The sequence below is a fragment of the Bradyrhizobium sp. CCGE-LA001 genome (genome assembly GCF_000296215.2).
In the GTDB taxonomy this organism is placed as follows: Bacteria; Pseudomonadota; Alphaproteobacteria; order Rhizobiales; family Xanthobacteraceae; genus Bradyrhizobium.
The window spans coordinates 706,188-720,701 of sequence record NZ_CP013949.1; the positions used below are offsets into that span (position 1 = coordinate 706,188).

General features: G+C 64.9%; 14 protein-coding genes. 6 read left to right on the forward strand and 8 right to left on the reverse strand.

Annotated features, from left to right (window positions below; all coding sequences use genetic code 11):
• Window positions 1-162: 162 nt before the first annotated feature.
• The gene (locus BCCGELA001_RS03335) at window positions 163-1,047 is read right to left on the reverse strand and encodes a LysR family transcriptional regulator (protein WP_008542417.1); all 885 of its coding nucleotides are present in this window, start codon (window positions 1,045-1,047) and stop codon (window positions 163-165) included.
• Between the two features lie 111 nt (window positions 1,048-1,158).
• On the opposite strand from BCCGELA001_RS03335, the gene BCCGELA001_RS03340 reads away from it, so the two are divergent.
• The 4 genes from BCCGELA001_RS03340 (at window position 1,159) to BCCGELA001_RS03355 (ending at window position 5,421) form a co-directional block, all read left to right on the forward strand.
• On the forward strand, window positions 1,159-2,526 hold the full coding sequence (locus BCCGELA001_RS03340; protein ID WP_060734620.1) for an FAD-dependent oxidoreductase: 1,368 nt from the start codon (window positions 1,159-1,161) through the stop codon (window positions 2,524-2,526).
• Between the two features lie 30 nt (window positions 2,527-2,556).
• Window positions 2,557-3,561 carry an ABC transporter substrate-binding protein gene (locus BCCGELA001_RS03345; protein ID WP_060734621.1) on the forward strand — a complete coding sequence of 335 codons (1,005 nt, stop codon included), beginning with the start codon at window positions 2,557-2,559 and terminating at the stop codon, window positions 3,559-3,561.
• A gap of 269 nt (window positions 3,562-3,830) precedes the next feature.
• Window positions 3,831-4,604 (forward strand): ABC transporter ATP-binding protein, encoded by a 774-nt coding sequence (locus BCCGELA001_RS03350; RefSeq protein ID WP_060734622.1) that lies wholly within the window; start codon window positions 3,831-3,833, stop codon window positions 4,602-4,604.
• A complete protein-coding gene (locus BCCGELA001_RS03355; protein WP_060734623.1) occupies window positions 4,597-5,421 on the forward strand; it encodes an ABC transporter permease in 825 nt (274 codons plus the stop codon). The genes BCCGELA001_RS03350 and BCCGELA001_RS03355 overlap by 8 nt, the downstream gene beginning before the upstream one ends.
• Window positions 5,422-5,534: 113 nt before the next feature.
• On the opposite strand, the gene gtdA is transcribed toward BCCGELA001_RS03355, so the two are convergent.
• A complete protein-coding gene (gene gtdA, locus BCCGELA001_RS03360) occupies window positions 5,535-6,575 on the reverse strand; it encodes a gentisate 1,2-dioxygenase (RefSeq protein WP_008542432.1) in 1,041 nt (346 codons plus the stop codon).
• A 180-nt stretch (window positions 6,576-6,755) separates the two neighbouring features.
• Between gtdA and maiA the strand changes: the two genes are divergently transcribed.
• On the forward strand, window positions 6,756-7,388 hold the full coding sequence (gene maiA / locus BCCGELA001_RS03365) for a maleylacetoacetate isomerase (protein WP_060734624.1): 633 nt from the start codon (window positions 6,756-6,758) through the stop codon (window positions 7,386-7,388).
• The gene (locus tag BCCGELA001_RS03370; RefSeq protein WP_060734625.1) at window positions 7,378-7,890 is read left to right on the forward strand and encodes a MarR family winged helix-turn-helix transcriptional regulator; all 513 of its coding nucleotides are present in this window, start codon (window positions 7,378-7,380) and stop codon (window positions 7,888-7,890) included. Before maiA ends, BCCGELA001_RS03370 begins: the two co-directional genes overlap by 11 nt.
• Window positions 7,891-8,037: 147 nt before the next feature.
• Here the strand turns inward: BCCGELA001_RS03370 and BCCGELA001_RS03375 are convergent, their stop codons facing one another.
• The 6 genes from BCCGELA001_RS03375 to BCCGELA001_RS03400 form a co-directional block, all read right to left on the reverse strand.
• On the reverse strand, window positions 8,038-9,651 hold the full coding sequence (locus BCCGELA001_RS03375; RefSeq protein ID WP_060734626.1) for a benzoate-CoA ligase family protein: 1,614 nt from the start codon (window positions 9,649-9,651) through the stop codon (window positions 8,038-8,040).
• Window positions 9,648-10,787 (reverse strand): FAD-dependent monooxygenase, encoded by a 1,140-nt coding sequence (locus tag BCCGELA001_RS03380; RefSeq protein ID WP_008542437.1) that lies wholly within the window; start codon window positions 10,785-10,787, stop codon window positions 9,648-9,650. The genes BCCGELA001_RS03375 and BCCGELA001_RS03380 overlap by 4 nt, the downstream gene beginning before the upstream one ends.
• A 190-nt stretch (window positions 10,788-10,977) precedes the next feature.
• Window positions 10,978-11,193, reverse strand: a complete 216-nt coding sequence (locus BCCGELA001_RS03385; protein WP_008542439.1) for a hypothetical protein — start codon at window positions 11,191-11,193, stop codon at window positions 10,978-10,980.
• A gap of 121 nt (window positions 11,194-11,314) precedes the next feature.
• Window positions 11,315-12,175, reverse strand: coding sequence for a hypothetical protein (locus BCCGELA001_RS03390; RefSeq protein WP_060734627.1), 861 nt, complete (start codon window positions 12,173-12,175; stop codon window positions 11,315-11,317).
• Window positions 12,176-12,320: 145 nt separating this feature from the next.
• Window positions 12,321-13,322: an NADP-dependent oxidoreductase gene (locus BCCGELA001_RS03395; protein ID WP_060734628.1), complete on the reverse strand. Its 1,002-nt coding sequence runs from the start codon at window positions 13,320-13,322 to the stop codon at window positions 12,321-12,323.
• A gap of 186 nt (window positions 13,323-13,508) precedes the next feature.
• Window positions 13,509-14,339: an ATP-grasp domain-containing protein gene (locus BCCGELA001_RS03400; RefSeq protein ID WP_008542446.1), complete on the reverse strand. Its 831-nt coding sequence runs from the start codon at window positions 14,337-14,339 to the stop codon at window positions 13,509-13,511.
• Window positions 14,340-14,514: the final 175 nt, after the last annotated feature.

Sequence of the window (14,514 nt, forward strand, 5' to 3'; positions counted from 1 at the left end):
TGACCGGGCGACCCAGTACGCCGCGGCCTCTCCGTATACGTTGGACGTCTCTGGAATACTGGATCGCCCGCTTTCGCGGGCGATGACAGCGGTTTAATGGTCCTTCTCTCAGTTCCATGGTCAGAGAGCAACCGCGATCTTGTTGCAATGACGCAGCCCCGCCTAAAGCGACTGCGCCAGCGACGCTTTCAGCAACGTCAGCAGCGCCTGCACCGCCGCCGCATTGCGCCGCCGCTCCGGAATCGCCGCCTTCACCCACAATTCCGGAATCGGAAACTCGCGCAGCACCGGCTTGAGCTTGCCGTCACGCAACGCGCCCGCCACGAGATAATGCGAGATCAGCGCGATGCCGTTGCCGGCGATGGCGCTGCGCGCCAGCACGTGGCCTTCGTTCGAAGAGAGCAGCGGGCTGACCTGGATGTTGATGCGGCCGCGCGGTCCGTCGAAGATCCATTCCGGTCCCGTCGGCATGAAGCTGAGGCAGCGATGCTCGACGAGGTCGCGCGGATGTTTTGGCGTGCCGTGTTTCTTCAGGTAAGCGGGCGAGGCGCAGAGCAATCGTTTTAGCGGACAGAGCGGCTCGTCGACGACACCACCGAACGAATGCGGGAAGGCGCCGATCGCGATGTCGAATCCTTCGGCAACGGGATCGACCGGGCGATCGATCAGCACGATCTCGAGCTTCAGCCGCGGGTTCTGGGTCTGGAACGCGCTGAACGCGTCGGCGAGCCGCGCCACCGTCAGCGAGGTCGGCGCCTTGATGCGGAGATGATCGACGAGATCGTGGCCTTTCTCGCCCATTCGCGAGAGCAGGTCGGTGGCGTCAGCCACGACACCGCGCGCGCGATGGACGTAGCGCTGCCCCGCTTCGGTGAGCCGCAGCTGTCTAGTCGAACGGTGGAACAGCGGCGTGCCGATCCGCGCCTCCAGCTGCGTGACCCGCTTGGCGACCACCGAGGTCGAGACATCGAGCTTTCGCGCGGCGGCGGAGAAGCCGGCGGCATCCGCGGTGGCGAGGAAGGCCTGCAGGTTCACCAGGATGTCCATGTCCACCTTTCTCGATTCGCGAAAGCTGATCGCCTATTTTGGTGGATTGTAGCGCCGTACGCGTTAATTCATAGTCGGCCCCAAGCAAGAGATTTCGGGAGCGGGCGCGTCATGCGGGCCACAATGATCGACGAACCGGCACGTCAGGTGCCGCTCTATGGCGAATACGAAGTCGTCGTGCTCGGCGGCGGACCCGCCGGCATTGTCGCTGCCGCCTCCGCCGCGCGCGCCGGGCGGAAAACGCTTCTGATCGAACGCTACGGCTTTCTCGGCGGCATGGGCACCGCGGCCGGCGTCACCAATTTCTGCGGCCTGCACGGCAATGTCCATGGCGAGCACCGCCGGCTGGTGCAGGGCCTGGCGTCGGAGTTGCTGGCGCGGATCGATCATCTGAACGGCCTCAACACGCCGCATCTGATCCTCGGCAAGGTCTATGCGCAGGCTTACGACACCGCCGCATACAAGATCGCGGCCGACGAACTGCTGGCGAGCCACAAGGTGAACATCCTCTTCCACGCGCTCGGCGCCGGCGTGGTGATGGGCGCTAACCGGCGCATCGATGCGCTGATGGTCGAGACCAAAGCCGGCAGGCAGGCGGTGCGAGCCGAGATCTTCATCGACTGCTCGGGCGATGGCGACCTCGCGGTCTGGGCCGGCGCGCCGTTTGAGATCGGCGACGAGCACGGCCATCCGCTCTATCCCTCGATGATGCTGCGCCTCAACGGCATCGATCCCGCTAAGGCGGGCGAGGCCTGGCGCACCATTCCGCAATTGATGGAGAAGGCGCTCGCCGCCGGAACGCATAAATTTCCGCGGAAAAGCGCGATCGTGCGGCCGCAGAAATCCGGCATCGAATGGCGGGTGAACTTCACGCAGGTCGCACGCGAGGACGGCCGCGCTATCAACGGCATCGAGCCCGACGATCTCACCCGCGGCGAGATCGAGGGCCGCAAGCAGGCGCTTGCCGCCTACGAGTTTTTGCGCAGCACTGTCCCGGGCTTCGAAAAGTCCTACATCGTCGATCTGCCGCCGCAGCTCGGCATCCGCGAGACCCGCCGCATCAAGGGCGGCTATCAGCTCAGCGGCGAGGACGTGCTCGGCTGCGCCTCGTTCGAGGATTCCATCGGCGTCAATGGCTGGCCGATCGAGGCGCATGTGCCCGGCGACGTCGTGTTCACCTTCCCGCCGATCCCGCAATCGCGCGGCTACAACGAGCTGCCTTATCGGATGCTGGTGCCCGAAGGCGTCGACAATCTCCTGGTGGCCGGCCGCTGTGCCTCGATGACCCATGAGGGTCAGTCGGCGGCGCGGGTCTCCGGTGCCTGTTTCGTGATGGGCGAGGCCGCCGGTTCCGCCGCCGCACTGGCGTTGTCCGGAAACCGGATCCCGCGTGACATCCCCGTTGAAAAATTGCAGGAAACGTTGAAACAACAGGGCGCCTTCATCGGGCGGGACCAGCCCGTCCCCGAGGGCCTGTAACGGACTGCAGAGAGAACGGGAGGAAACGGGATGATCGGGATTGCGCGGCTCGCGGCAGCCGGCCTTTTGGCGATCATGGCGATGGGCACGGCGAGCGCCGAAGACGCGCTCAAGGCCAAGATCGGCGTGCTTCGCCTGTCGTCCTCCGCGCCGGTCTTCATCGCGCAGGACAAGGGCTATTTTCGCGAGGCTGGCCTCGAGGTCGAGCTGAAATTCTTCGATGCGGCGCAGCCGATCGCCGTCGCCACCACCTCGGGCGACGTCGATTTCGGCATCACTGCCTTCACCGCCGGTCTCTACAATCTCGCCGGCAAGGGTACGCTGAAGGTGATCGGCGGCATGAGCCGCGAGAAGGCCGGCTATCCCCTGATCGGCTATTTCGCCAGCAACAACGCCTACGCGGCCGGGTTGAAGACGCCAAAGGATCTCGCCGGCAAGCGCGTGGCGATGACACAGGTCGGATCGAGCTTTCACTATTCGCTCGGCCTGCTCGCCGACAAATACGGCTTCAAGCTCTCTGAGGTGAAGATCGTGCCGCTGCAATCGCTGTCGAATGCGGCAGCCGCGCTCAAGGGCGAGACCGTCGACGCGGCGCTGCTGCCGATCTCGACCGCGCGAAAGCTGATGGACGAGGGCGGCGCGAAGTTTTTGGGCTGGGTCGGCGACGAGACGCCCTGGCAATTGGGCGCGGTGTTCGCCTCGCCGAAGACGCTGACCAACAAGGTGCTTGTGACGAAGCTGCTCGGCGCGCTGGCGAAGGCGGATCGCGAATATCACGACGTCATACTCGCCGCGATGAAGGACGGCGTCGCCCCCATCAACGAGCGGACAAAACCGCTGCTGGAGATCATTGCGAAGTACACCAATTTGCCGGTCGAGCAGGTGGTCGGCAATTGCGCCTATATCGATCCCGACGGCAAGCTCGACGTCAAGAACGTCGACAACCAGATCAAATGGCTCCAGGACCAGGGCTTCGTCGACAAGGGTTTTGATGCGCATGCGATCATCGCGAAGGACTATGTGAAGGCGGATTGATGCTGGCGATGCTGACTCTCACCGAAGGCGATCTGCCACCCTCCCCTGGAGGGGGAGGGTGGATCGCACCGGCGATGCGCAGCATCGTCCGGAGCGAGCGGGGTGGGGTGAGCCACGGCGGCAGTCTCTCCGCCGTTCGCGTTAGTCGTCGCGGGGCATTTCATCGGCAATCGTTGTCAGCGCCGTCGTGGATGGACTGTCACCCCACCCCGGTTCGCATTTCGCTTCGCTCAATGCGAACCGACCGGTGAAGAAAGCGGGCGCATCGCATGGACCTAATCGCCAACCACATCTGCCACCGCTTCGGCGATCTCGCGGTGCTCGACGACGTCTCCTTCACGGTCAGTGCCGGCGAGGTGGTTGCCATCGTTGGTCCGTCCGGCTGCGGCAAGAGCACGCTGCTGTCGATCCTGGGCGGCCTCCTGCAACCGACCTCCGGCGCGCCCGAGCTGCGCGGCGCGCCGCCGGCAGACAGTCTCAATCCGCTCACCTTCGTATTCCAGGATTTTGCGTTGTTACCCTGGGCCACCGTGGAAGAGAACGTCGAATTCCCGCTGCTGCACACGCAACTCTCGGCCGCGCAGCGGCGCGCGCTGGTCGACGATGCCCTGCGCCGCACCGGCCTGACCGATTTCCGCAAAGCCTATCCAAAGCAGCTCTCTGGCGGCATGCGCCAGCGCGTCGGCATTTCGCGCGCGCTGGCCGTGAAGCCAGCGATCCTCCTGATGGACGAGCCGCTCTCGGCATTGGATTCGCAGACGCGCGAACTGCTGATGGAGGATTTCGTCCGCCTGCTCGCCGACGGCGGCATGGGCGCGGTCTATGTCACCCACAATCTCGAAGAGGCGGCGCGGCTCGCTGACCGCATCGTGGTGCTGTCGCGGCGGCCGGGCCGCATCCGCGAGGTCGTGACCGTGCCGATGACGCGCACTGAACGCGGCGAAACCGCGGCGCGCGAGAAGCTGCTGGCGCTGCAGAACCAGATCTGGTCGCTGATCCGGAACGAAGCCATCGATGCCGAGCGCGAGGTCCAGCATGCTTGATCGTGCGCCGGCGGATGCGACCTCGACGGATCAGGCGACGCGCCGCGTCCGTTTCCGCGGCGCCGGCTTCGTGCCTGCGTCGAGCCGCTTCGGCGGCTGGATCGCGCTCGCGCTCGTCATCGCGATCTGGCAGGCCGCCGGCAGCGCCGGTCTCGCCAATCCGTTGTTCCTGCCGGCACCGTCGGCGATCGCGCGGGCGATCTACCAGCTCGCGATCTCGGGCGCGCTCTGGCAGCATCTGTCGGCCTCGCTGCTGCGCATCGGCGTCGGCTGGCTGCTCGGCACCGCCGCCGGCGTCGCCGTCGGCTTCGCCATCGGCCTGTCCAGGCTCGCGCGCAGCGTCGGCATCACCTTCATTTCGGCGCTGTTCCCGATCCCGAAGATCGCGCTGCTGCCGCTCCTGATCCTCTGGCTCGGCATCGGCGAAGAGCCGAAGATCGCGACCATCGCGCTTGGGGTGTTCTTTTCAACCGCGATCTCGGTCTATAGCGGCGTCGACGCGGTGCCGCGCAACCTCATCCGCATGGCGCAGAGCTTCAACGTTCCCTTCGCCACCATCGTGCGCAAGGTGATCTGGCCCGGCGCGCTGCCCGCGATCCTCGCCGGCTTCCGCATCACGGCCTCGGTCGCGCTGCTCCTCGTCGTCAGCGCCGAGATGATCGGCGCCCAATACGGCATCGGCGCCTTCGTGCTGCAGGCCGGCAATCTGATGCAGACCGATCAGCTGCTCGCGGGCGTGGTGATCCTGTCGGTGTTCGGGCTGGCCGTTGGCAAGGTGATCGGCTGGCTGGAGATGCGGCTGTTGCACTGGCGGTAGCTGCAATCGCCGCTGCCGTAGGGTGGATTAGCGAAGCGTAATCCACCATCCATGTTTCACCGCAAAGAAATCGATGGTGGATTACGCCTGCGGCTAATCCATCCTACCGAAGCTCACGCGTTGCCGCGATCTTCCCGAAAAAGATCCAGCTTCTGCTGCACCGGGCGATCCGAGAAGCTGAACAGAACCGCGTCGTCGTCCGCTTCGTGCGTCACCCAGTGCCAGCTTGGCACGACGAAGAGATCGCGCGGGCCCCATTCGAAAACGGCATCGCCGATGCGGCTGCGGCCGCGGCCCTCGATCGGGCAGAACACCGTCGCATCGGTCGCGCGATAGCGTGCAGTCTCAAAACCCTTCGGCAGCAGCTGGATGAAGGTGCCGATGGTTGGCATGGCGAAATCGCCGGTCTCTGGATTGCTGAACTTGAGCTTCAGGCCGTGGCAGGCGTCCCACTCCTGGCTGGCGCGCGCCTTCTCCAGGGCTTCGCGGGTGTAGGCGTAGGGATAGCTGAAGATCGGCGAGGTCTTCGAGCTGCGCTTCACGTCGACGGGCAGGAGGTTATGGCCGTAGCGTGCAAAGCTGTCGCCTGCGGGCTTGGTGATCTTCTGCTGGTCTTCCTTCGAGCCTTCCGCAAAGGAGCAATCGAAGAACTGCACCAAGGGGATATCGAGGCCGTCGAGCCAGAACATCGGCTCATCGGTTTCGTTGGAATGATCGTGCCAGGTCATCGACGGCGTGATGATGAAGTCGCCAGGCTCCATCGCGGTGCGTTCGCCGTCCACTGCGGTGTGGGCACCCTTACCTTCGAGCACGAATCGAAGCGCCGACTGGCTATGCCGGTGCGCGGGCGCGACGTCGCCGGGCACCACCATCTGCACGCCGGCATAGAGCGAGGTGGTAATCTTGGACTGCCCGCGCAGGCCCGGGTTCTCCAGCACCAGCACGCGCCGCTCGGCCTCCTTGGCCGTGATCAGCTTGCCGGCTTCCGTCATGTAGTCGCGGATGACGTCGAATTTCCACAAATGCGGACGGCAGGCGCTTCTCGGCTCCGGCGTGATCAGATCGCTCATCACGGTCCACAGCGCGGTGAGGTTCTCGCCGTCGATCTTCCTGTAGAACGCCTCGCGTTCCGGCGTCTTGGTCACGGCTTCCATGGTGGCGGCTCCCGGTCGTTTGTTGATTGACAGTATACTGACGATCTAGGTAGCGTCAATATTGGCAGCCAGTGGTTGCCGTCATTCCGGAGCGATGCGATAGCATCGAATCCGGAATCTCGAGGTTCCGGGTTCTCGCTTCGCGAGCCCCGGAACGACAAGAAAGTAAGGGAGGTCTCGATGAAGCTGCACGGCTATTTCCGCTCCAGCGCTGCCTATCGCGTGCGGATCGCGCTCAACCTCAAGGGCCTCGGCGCCGAGCATCTGCCACATCATTTGCGCAAGGGCGAGCAATGCGCGCCCGCCTATCTCGCCATCAACCCGCAGGGCCTGGTGCCGACGCTGGAAAACGACACGGGTGTAGTGCTGACCCAATCGGTCGCCATCATCGAATGGCTCGACGAAACTCACCCCAACCCGCCGCTGCTGCCGAAGGATCCGCTGCGCCGCGCCAAGGTGCGCGCCTTCGCGCTGGCGATCGCCTGCGACACCCATCCGGTGCAGAATCTGAAGGTGCTGGCGCGGCTGCGCGAGCTGGGCTTGCCCGAGGAGAAAGTCCAGGACTGGGCCGCCTGGGTCAATCGCGAGGGGCTGTCGGCCTGCGAGACGCTGATCAGGAACGAGCCGGGTCCGTTCTGCTTCGGGGCGGCGCCGACGCTCGCCGATCTCTGTTTGGTGCCGCAGCTCGCCAATGCGCGCCGTTTCGGCGTCGATGTCTCGGCCTATCCGCGCCTGCTCCAGGCGGAAGCCGCCGCCAAGGCATTGCCGGCCTTTGCCGATGCGGCACCGGAGAAGCAGCCCGATGCCGAGTAAGCCTTCTCCTCCGATCACGATGGACGCGGTCTATGCCGCGCCGGGTTATCTGTTCCGGCGCATGCAGCAGATCGCGGTCTCGATCTTCATGGAGGAATGCAAGGCGTTCGATCTGACGCCGGTGCAATATGCGGCGCTGATCGCGATCCACACCCATCCCGGCATCGACGCGACGCGGCTGTCGGCGGTGATCGCCTTCGACCGCTCCACGCTCGGCAGCGTCATCGAGCGGCTCCAGGTCAAGGACTATATCGAGCGCAGGCCGGCGCGCGAGGATAAGCGCATCAAGCTGCTGCATCTGACCAAATCCGGCGCCGCGATCCTGCGCGAGATCATCCCCGCCGTCGAGCGCGCCCAGGCGCGCATGCTGGAGCCGCTCAAGCCCGCCGACCGCAAGGCGCTGCTGGGGCTCCTGGTGCAACTCGTCGACCTCAACAACGAAGCCTCCCGCGTGCCGCTGCGCGCCGAGGACGCGCTGGAGCATCTGGGGAAGGGTGGGTGAGGGAGTATATGGCGATGCAGTCGCCTTTATCTCCGCTGTCATTCCCCGCGAAGGCGGGGAATCCAGTACGCCGCGGCCTCTCGGCTCAATCACAACTGCCTCTGGAATACTGGATCGCCCGGTCAAGCCGGGCGATGACAGCGGTGGTCACATCCTTAGCAACGCCTGCCGGTCGATCTTCCCCGTGCCGGTCTTCGGCAGCTCGTCGGTGAAGATCACCTCGCGCGGATATTTGTAGGGCAGCAGCTTGCCCTTGACGTAGTCCTGGAGCCGCCGCGTCGCCTCGTTCTCGTTGGCGGCGCGGTTGTTCATCACGACAACGGCCTTCAGCGTCATGCGCCGGTCCGGCAGCTCGGCGGCGAACACGGCGCATTCGCGGATATCGGGGTGATCGGCGAGGCACAGCTCGACCTCGAGCGGATAGACCCACTGGCCGGAGATCTTGATGAGATCGTCGGCGCGGCCGCGGAAGAAGTGGAAGCCCTCGGCATCGCGAACGAAGCGATCGCCGGTGTAGATCCAGCCGCCCTCGCGGATGGTCTCGGCGGATTTATCCGGCCGGTTCCAGTACAGCGGCGTGTTGGAATCGCCGCGCACCCACAGAATGCCTTCCTCGCCGTCGGCGACGTCGCCTCCGTCCTTGTCGCGCAGCGCGACCTCGTAGCCGGGCACGCGCAGGCCGGCGGCGCCGAGCTTCTTCTGCTCGGGACGGTTGGAGAGATAGATGTGCAGCACCTCGGTCGAGCCGAGGCCTTCGACGATCTCGAGCCCGGTGAGCGTCTTCCAGCCGTTGAAGACTTCGGCCGAGAGCACCTCGGCTGCGGAGAGCGCCATCCGCAGGGACGAGAAGTTCGTCTTGTCCGCGCCCTCCGCCTTGGTCAGCGAGGTGTAGAGCGTCGGCAGGCCGAAGAAGACCGTCGGCTCGTACTGCTCGATCGCCGCAAAGATCGATGCGGGTTTCGGCTGTCCCGGCAGCAGCAGCGTTGCCGCGCCTGCCGAGAACGGGAAGGTGACGGAGTTGCCGAAGCCATAGGCGAAGAAGATCTTCGGCACCGAGAAGCAGATGTCCTCAAGCGTCAGCTTCAGCACGCTTCTCGCGAAGGCGGCCTCAGTGTAGGCCATGTCGTGCTGGAGATGCACGATGCCCTTGGGCCGGCCGGTGGAGCCGGAGGAGTACATCCAGAACGCCATCTCGTCGCGGTGCGTCGGGGCTTCCGCCAACTCCGCCGGAAATTGTGCAAGCCAGCCTGCCGCTGCGAATGCCTCAGGCGCGGCATGATCGCCGACCTCGCCATTGACGGTGATCAGCGTGCGCAGGCCGGTCGCCTTGCAGGCCTCCGCATTGAATCGCGCGCAGAGCTCGGCATCCGCCACCGCAACGGCCGCGCCGGAATCGGCGAGATAGAATTGCAACAGATCCGGTGGCGTCAGCGTGTTGATCAGGAGCGGCACGAAGCCGGCGCGCACCGCGCCGAAGAACGCGGCAGGATAGGCCGGCGTGTCGTCGAGGAACAACAGCACGCGGTCGCCGCGCTTGAGGCCGAGCGAGGCGAAGCCATTGCCCCAGCGGCAGGCTTCCGCGCAGAGCTCGGCATAGGTCCGTGTGCCGGCCGGACCGATGAGCGCGCGCTTGTCGCCGCGGCCCTTGCCGAGATTGTCGAACAGCACGCGGCTGGCGTTGTAGACTTGCGGAACGGCAAAGCCGATCTCGCGAGCCCCCGCGCTGTCCGCGGGCACCTGGTCGCGTATCTGGTTGCTCATGCCGCATCTCCAGTATTCTTGGCGGCCTCGTAACGTGCCATGAAGGCCGGCGACATGTGGCGTAGGCGGGCGTCGTCGATCCGGCCGGAGCGGGTGATGTAGCTGTAGGCGAAATCCATCAGGTCGAGCTGCATGTGCTGGGCGAAGTGCTCGTACCAGAAGGCGCTGGTGCGCGCGGCGTTGACGAGCTTCTGCACCACCGGCTTGCGCGCTGCCTGATAGCGATGCAACGCGGTCGTCAGATGCGCGTCGGATTCCAGCGCCTTGACCAGCGCGATGGCGTCCTCGATCGCAAGGCGCGTGCCCGAGCCGATCGAGAAATGCGCTGAGTGCAGGGCATCGCCGAGCAGCACCATGTTCTTGAACGACCAGTGCTCGTTCCAGACCCAGGGAAAGTTGCGCCACACTGACTTGTTGGAGACCAAGCAATGGCCGCCGAGCGTGTCCGCAAAGACCTCTTCGCAGACGCCCTTGGACTGCTCGACGTCCTTGTAGGCGAAGCCATAGGCTTGCCACGTCGCGTGGTCGCATTCGACCAGGAAGGTGCTCATGGCCGGCGAGTAGCGGTAGTGATGGGCATTGAAGGCGCCGCGGTCCGTCTTCACGAAGGTCTGCGACAGCGTGTCGAAGCGTTTCGATGTGCCGTACCAGACGAACTTGTTGGAGGAGTAGGACAGCGAGGTGCCGAAATCGCCTTCATAGGCGCGCCGCACAAGCGAGTTCAGCCCGTCAGCGGCGACGATCAGATCGTGGCCGTTGAGCTGGTCGATGGCGTGGATCTGGGTGTCGAAGCGCGGCGTGACGCCAACGTCGAGCGCGCGCTGCTGCAGGAATCTGAGCAGGTCGAGCCGTCCGATCGAGGAGAAGCCGACCCCGTCGATGGCGACGCTGTCGCCGTGCAGGTTCAGCGTGATGTTCTCCCAGCTCTCCATATGCGGCGCGATCGCGTCGACCGTCTCGGGATCGTCGGCGCGCAGGAATTCCAGGGCCTGGTCCGAGAACACGACGCCAAAACCCCAGGTCGCGTCGGCCGGGTTCTGTTCGAACAGGTCGACCTGATCCTCGGGGTGACGCTTCTTCCAGAGATAGGCAAAGTAGAGCCCACCGGGCCCCCCGCCAATCACGGCGATCCGCAACGTCTGCCTCCCTAATTGACAGTATACTTACTATCTAAGGGTAGACTAATGGGCTCCCGCGTCCGGCGCCAGCAGAATTATCGGCCAGCGCGGACACACCAAAGCTCATCTTCGGACCGCACGTTTTGCGGGCGTCCGAACCGTCAGGTCCGAATCATAGCCAAACCGCGCCGGCTTGGCTATTCGCGCCTCAAACGCAGCGCTTCACATAGACCCCGTTCACCAGGACCCTGGTGCAGCGCACGGCGGGAACCGGCTTCCGGACCACGACGGCCGCGTTCGGCCCGGCGCAACCGGCGCGATAGACGCCGCGGGCGCAAACCACCGCATTGGCGTCGGTGGTTTCGAAGGTCATGGTGGCCGCGAAGGCAAGCAGTGCAGAAGCGACGAGCAGCAACGAACGCATGTGGTCCTCCCGGGCTTGTCGTGATCGAAATCGGATACTTGCAATAGATTTGTCGTCGCAGGCGCGCGTGAATTCATTCACGCACGTGATCAATCATGTCGTCCCTTGGGGCGTACGAGAGCTATCTCGCCGCGAACGGCGCGAGCACGTCCTTGCACGCGGGCGACAGCGAAGCAGCCCTGTTGGAAATGCATTGAATGATGCGGCCGCCTCCGGGCGCGACGCCCGCGCAGAGCGTGCGGATGTCGGCGCCGCAGGCCGACCTCACGATGAACAGCTCCTCGCGCGGCAGCAAGGGACGCAACACGATCACGGCTGGCGCGGCCGCCGGTGCTGCTCCCGCCGCCGGCGCTGCTGCCGCCGGAGCCGCACCCGCGGGCGCCGCCGCTGCGGCAGCGCCGCCGGCGGCTGCAGCGCTCACGGCCTTCTCGCAGGCGGGCGAGACCTTGGCCTTGTTCTTCTCAAGGCATTCGAGCGCGGGCGCGCCGCCCGGCGGCACGCTGGCGCACACCTTGGGATAATCGCCACGGCACGCGCTCTTGACTGCCGCGACCTGCGCGCTGCTCGGCTGCTTGGCGGCAGCGGCCTTCGGCGCCGGTGCGGCGGCTGGCTTCGCTGCTGGGGCGGCATCAGCCTTTGGCGCGGCTGGCGCCGTTTCTGCCTTGGGCGCGGCCTCGGTCTTCGGCGCGGCGGGCGCGGCTTCGGTCTTGGCGGGCTCGACGGCGCGAACGGCGGTCTGGCATCCCGCTGACAGGCTCGACATGTTCTTCGCCAGGCATTGATACGCTTCCACGCCGCCGGGCGTGACGCTCGCGCAATGCGCCATGAAATCCGAGCGGCAGGCGGAGCGGATGGCGCTCTTCTGGGCCTCGGTCGGTGCTTGCGCAGACGCCCCTGTTGCAATTGCGAAGAGTGCTGCCGCCAGCAACGCCTTGCGCGTCGATGCCTGTTTCGTCGATGCCTGTTTCAATGTGTTGAACATGTGATGTCCTGCCCTGCCGGCCACGCCGACGACGTTTAAAATGTAATGCAATCGCAATCATCGCGAGTGACGCCCTCGCAAGCGACATCATTCGCCGCTTTGGCGTCACCCGCAAGTCAATTATGTCGGCGCCGTAACCGCGCCGTCAGAGCTTGACCATGCGCTTGCCGCGGTTTTCGCCCGCGAGCAATCCGATCAACGCATTCGGCGTATTTTCGAGGCCATCGATGATGTCCTCCTGCACTTTCAGTCTGCCGGATTTGACCCAGGTCTGGAGGTCGGCGAGCGCGCGCTGGCTCTCCTTCATGTAGTCCATCACGATGAAACCCTGCATCACGAGGCGTTTCACCACGATCAAGCCAGGCACGCCGCGTGGGCCGTGGGCAGAAGGCGTGCCGTCATATTGCGAGATCGCGCCGCAGCAGGCGACGCGGCCGTAATTGTTCATCTGCGGCAGGCAGGCTTCGAGAATGTCGCCGCCGACATTGTCGAAGTAGACGTCGATGCCCTTCGGCGCAGCCGCACGCAACGCCTTGAACACCGCGCCGTCCTTGTAGTCGACGGCGGCATCGAAGCCGAGCTCGGAGGTCAGCCAGTTGCACTTCTCAGTGCCGCCCGCGATGCCGACAACGTGGCATCCCCTGATCTTGGCGATCTGGCCGACGATCGAGCCGACTGAGCCGGCGGCCGCGGAGACCACGACCGTCTCGCCCTCCTTCGGCTTGCCGATCTCCAGCAGGCCGAAGTAAGCGGTGAGGCCGGCGATGCCGAACACGCTGAGCAGATGCGTCATCGGCTCGAGCTTCGGCATCTTGGTGAGATGCTTGGCCGGGACGGCGGCAAATTCCTGCCAGCCGGTGTCGCCGAACACGATGTCGCCAGGCGCAAGGCCCGGCGCCTTCGAGCTGACGACCTCGGCGATGGCGCCGCCGGCCATCACGCTGTTGGCTTCGACGGCGGAGCGATAGGTCGCGCCGTGCATCCAGGCGCGGTTGGCGGCGTCAAGCGAGATGTATCGCACGCGCAGCAAGGCCTCGCCGTCCTTTGGCTCCGGCGGCGCGCTCTCCACCATCTTGAAATGCTCGGGGCCGAGCTTGCCGCTGGGCTTCTCCACCAGAAGGATCTGGCGATTGATGTTGCCGCTCATGGCGTTTCCCTCTTCGAATTTTGTTCTTGATGCATCCGCAGCCGCGAGAGCGTGCAAGCCGCATGTGTTGTGCGCTGCATGAAGGCTAAAGCGCTGCGTTCCATTTCACAACGGGAACATCCGGCCAACGCCAACACACGCAAAGCGTTTGCGTCATCGTGGTATTTGCGCCCCGCTCCGGCTCCTTCAGGGGAGGGTCGCACCAGTGCCGCGGTCGCTATTTCCCGCAAACACGCGATCCAGCGCCGCGTCATATGTCGCCTGCACCAGCTCCGGATGCAGCTTGCCCAACGCTTCCATCATCACGCCGGAGTTGATCTCGAGCACGCTCCACCTGGCATCCACGCGGACAAGGTCGATCGAGGCGAAAGCGATGCCGATGGCATGCGCTGCATCGATCGCGAGCTTCACGCAGGTCGCGCGAACATCGTCCTCCTCCAGCAGCACCGGCTTTGCGCCGGCATCGAGATTGTGCCGCCAATCTTTGCCGCGCTGCTTGCTGTAGACCACGAGGGGCGCATCATCGAGCAGCACCACGCGGACCTCGTCCTCGATCGCGACATAGGGCGAGATCACGAGGCCGGCGCTCATGGAAAAAACCTCTCCAACCGCGTGGTCGAGCTCCGCCTCCGTCTTCACCTTGAACACGGCGCGCCCCGACGTCCCCTCGTTCGGCTTCACCACCACGCCTTGCCGATTCTGCGCGAGCAGCGACAGCATCCTCTCGCGCCAATCGGTGCCGGCGATTTGCGTGCCCAGCTTCGGGTTGAGGAAGAGATGATGGGCAATGCAAGGCACGCCCTCGAGCGCCAGTGCCTCGGCGGTGGCCGATTTATCATTGGCGAGGCGGTGCGCAATGCCGCTGTTGAGGCCGATGTCGTAGCCGAAGGCGAAGCGGCGCATCTCGCCCCGGCGCATCGCGATCAACCATCCGTCGGCGCGGACGTCGACGGTGATGCCGTGCTCTGCGCAATAGCGCCTGATCGCCTGGACGAAGATCCGCTCGCCGCCTGCCATGGTGATTGCCGTCGTTCCTGGCGCCGAAAGCCGCAAAAATGCGGGAAATGGCGCCAAACCGGGTGAAGATCAGAGCTATTCTTAATGAAATTCTTGCGAGCGCGATGGAAATTAAGTGCTGCCGTCGAGCCTCGCGGGGAAAAGAAATTGCCCGCCGTGCGCGCTCGGCAGCAAA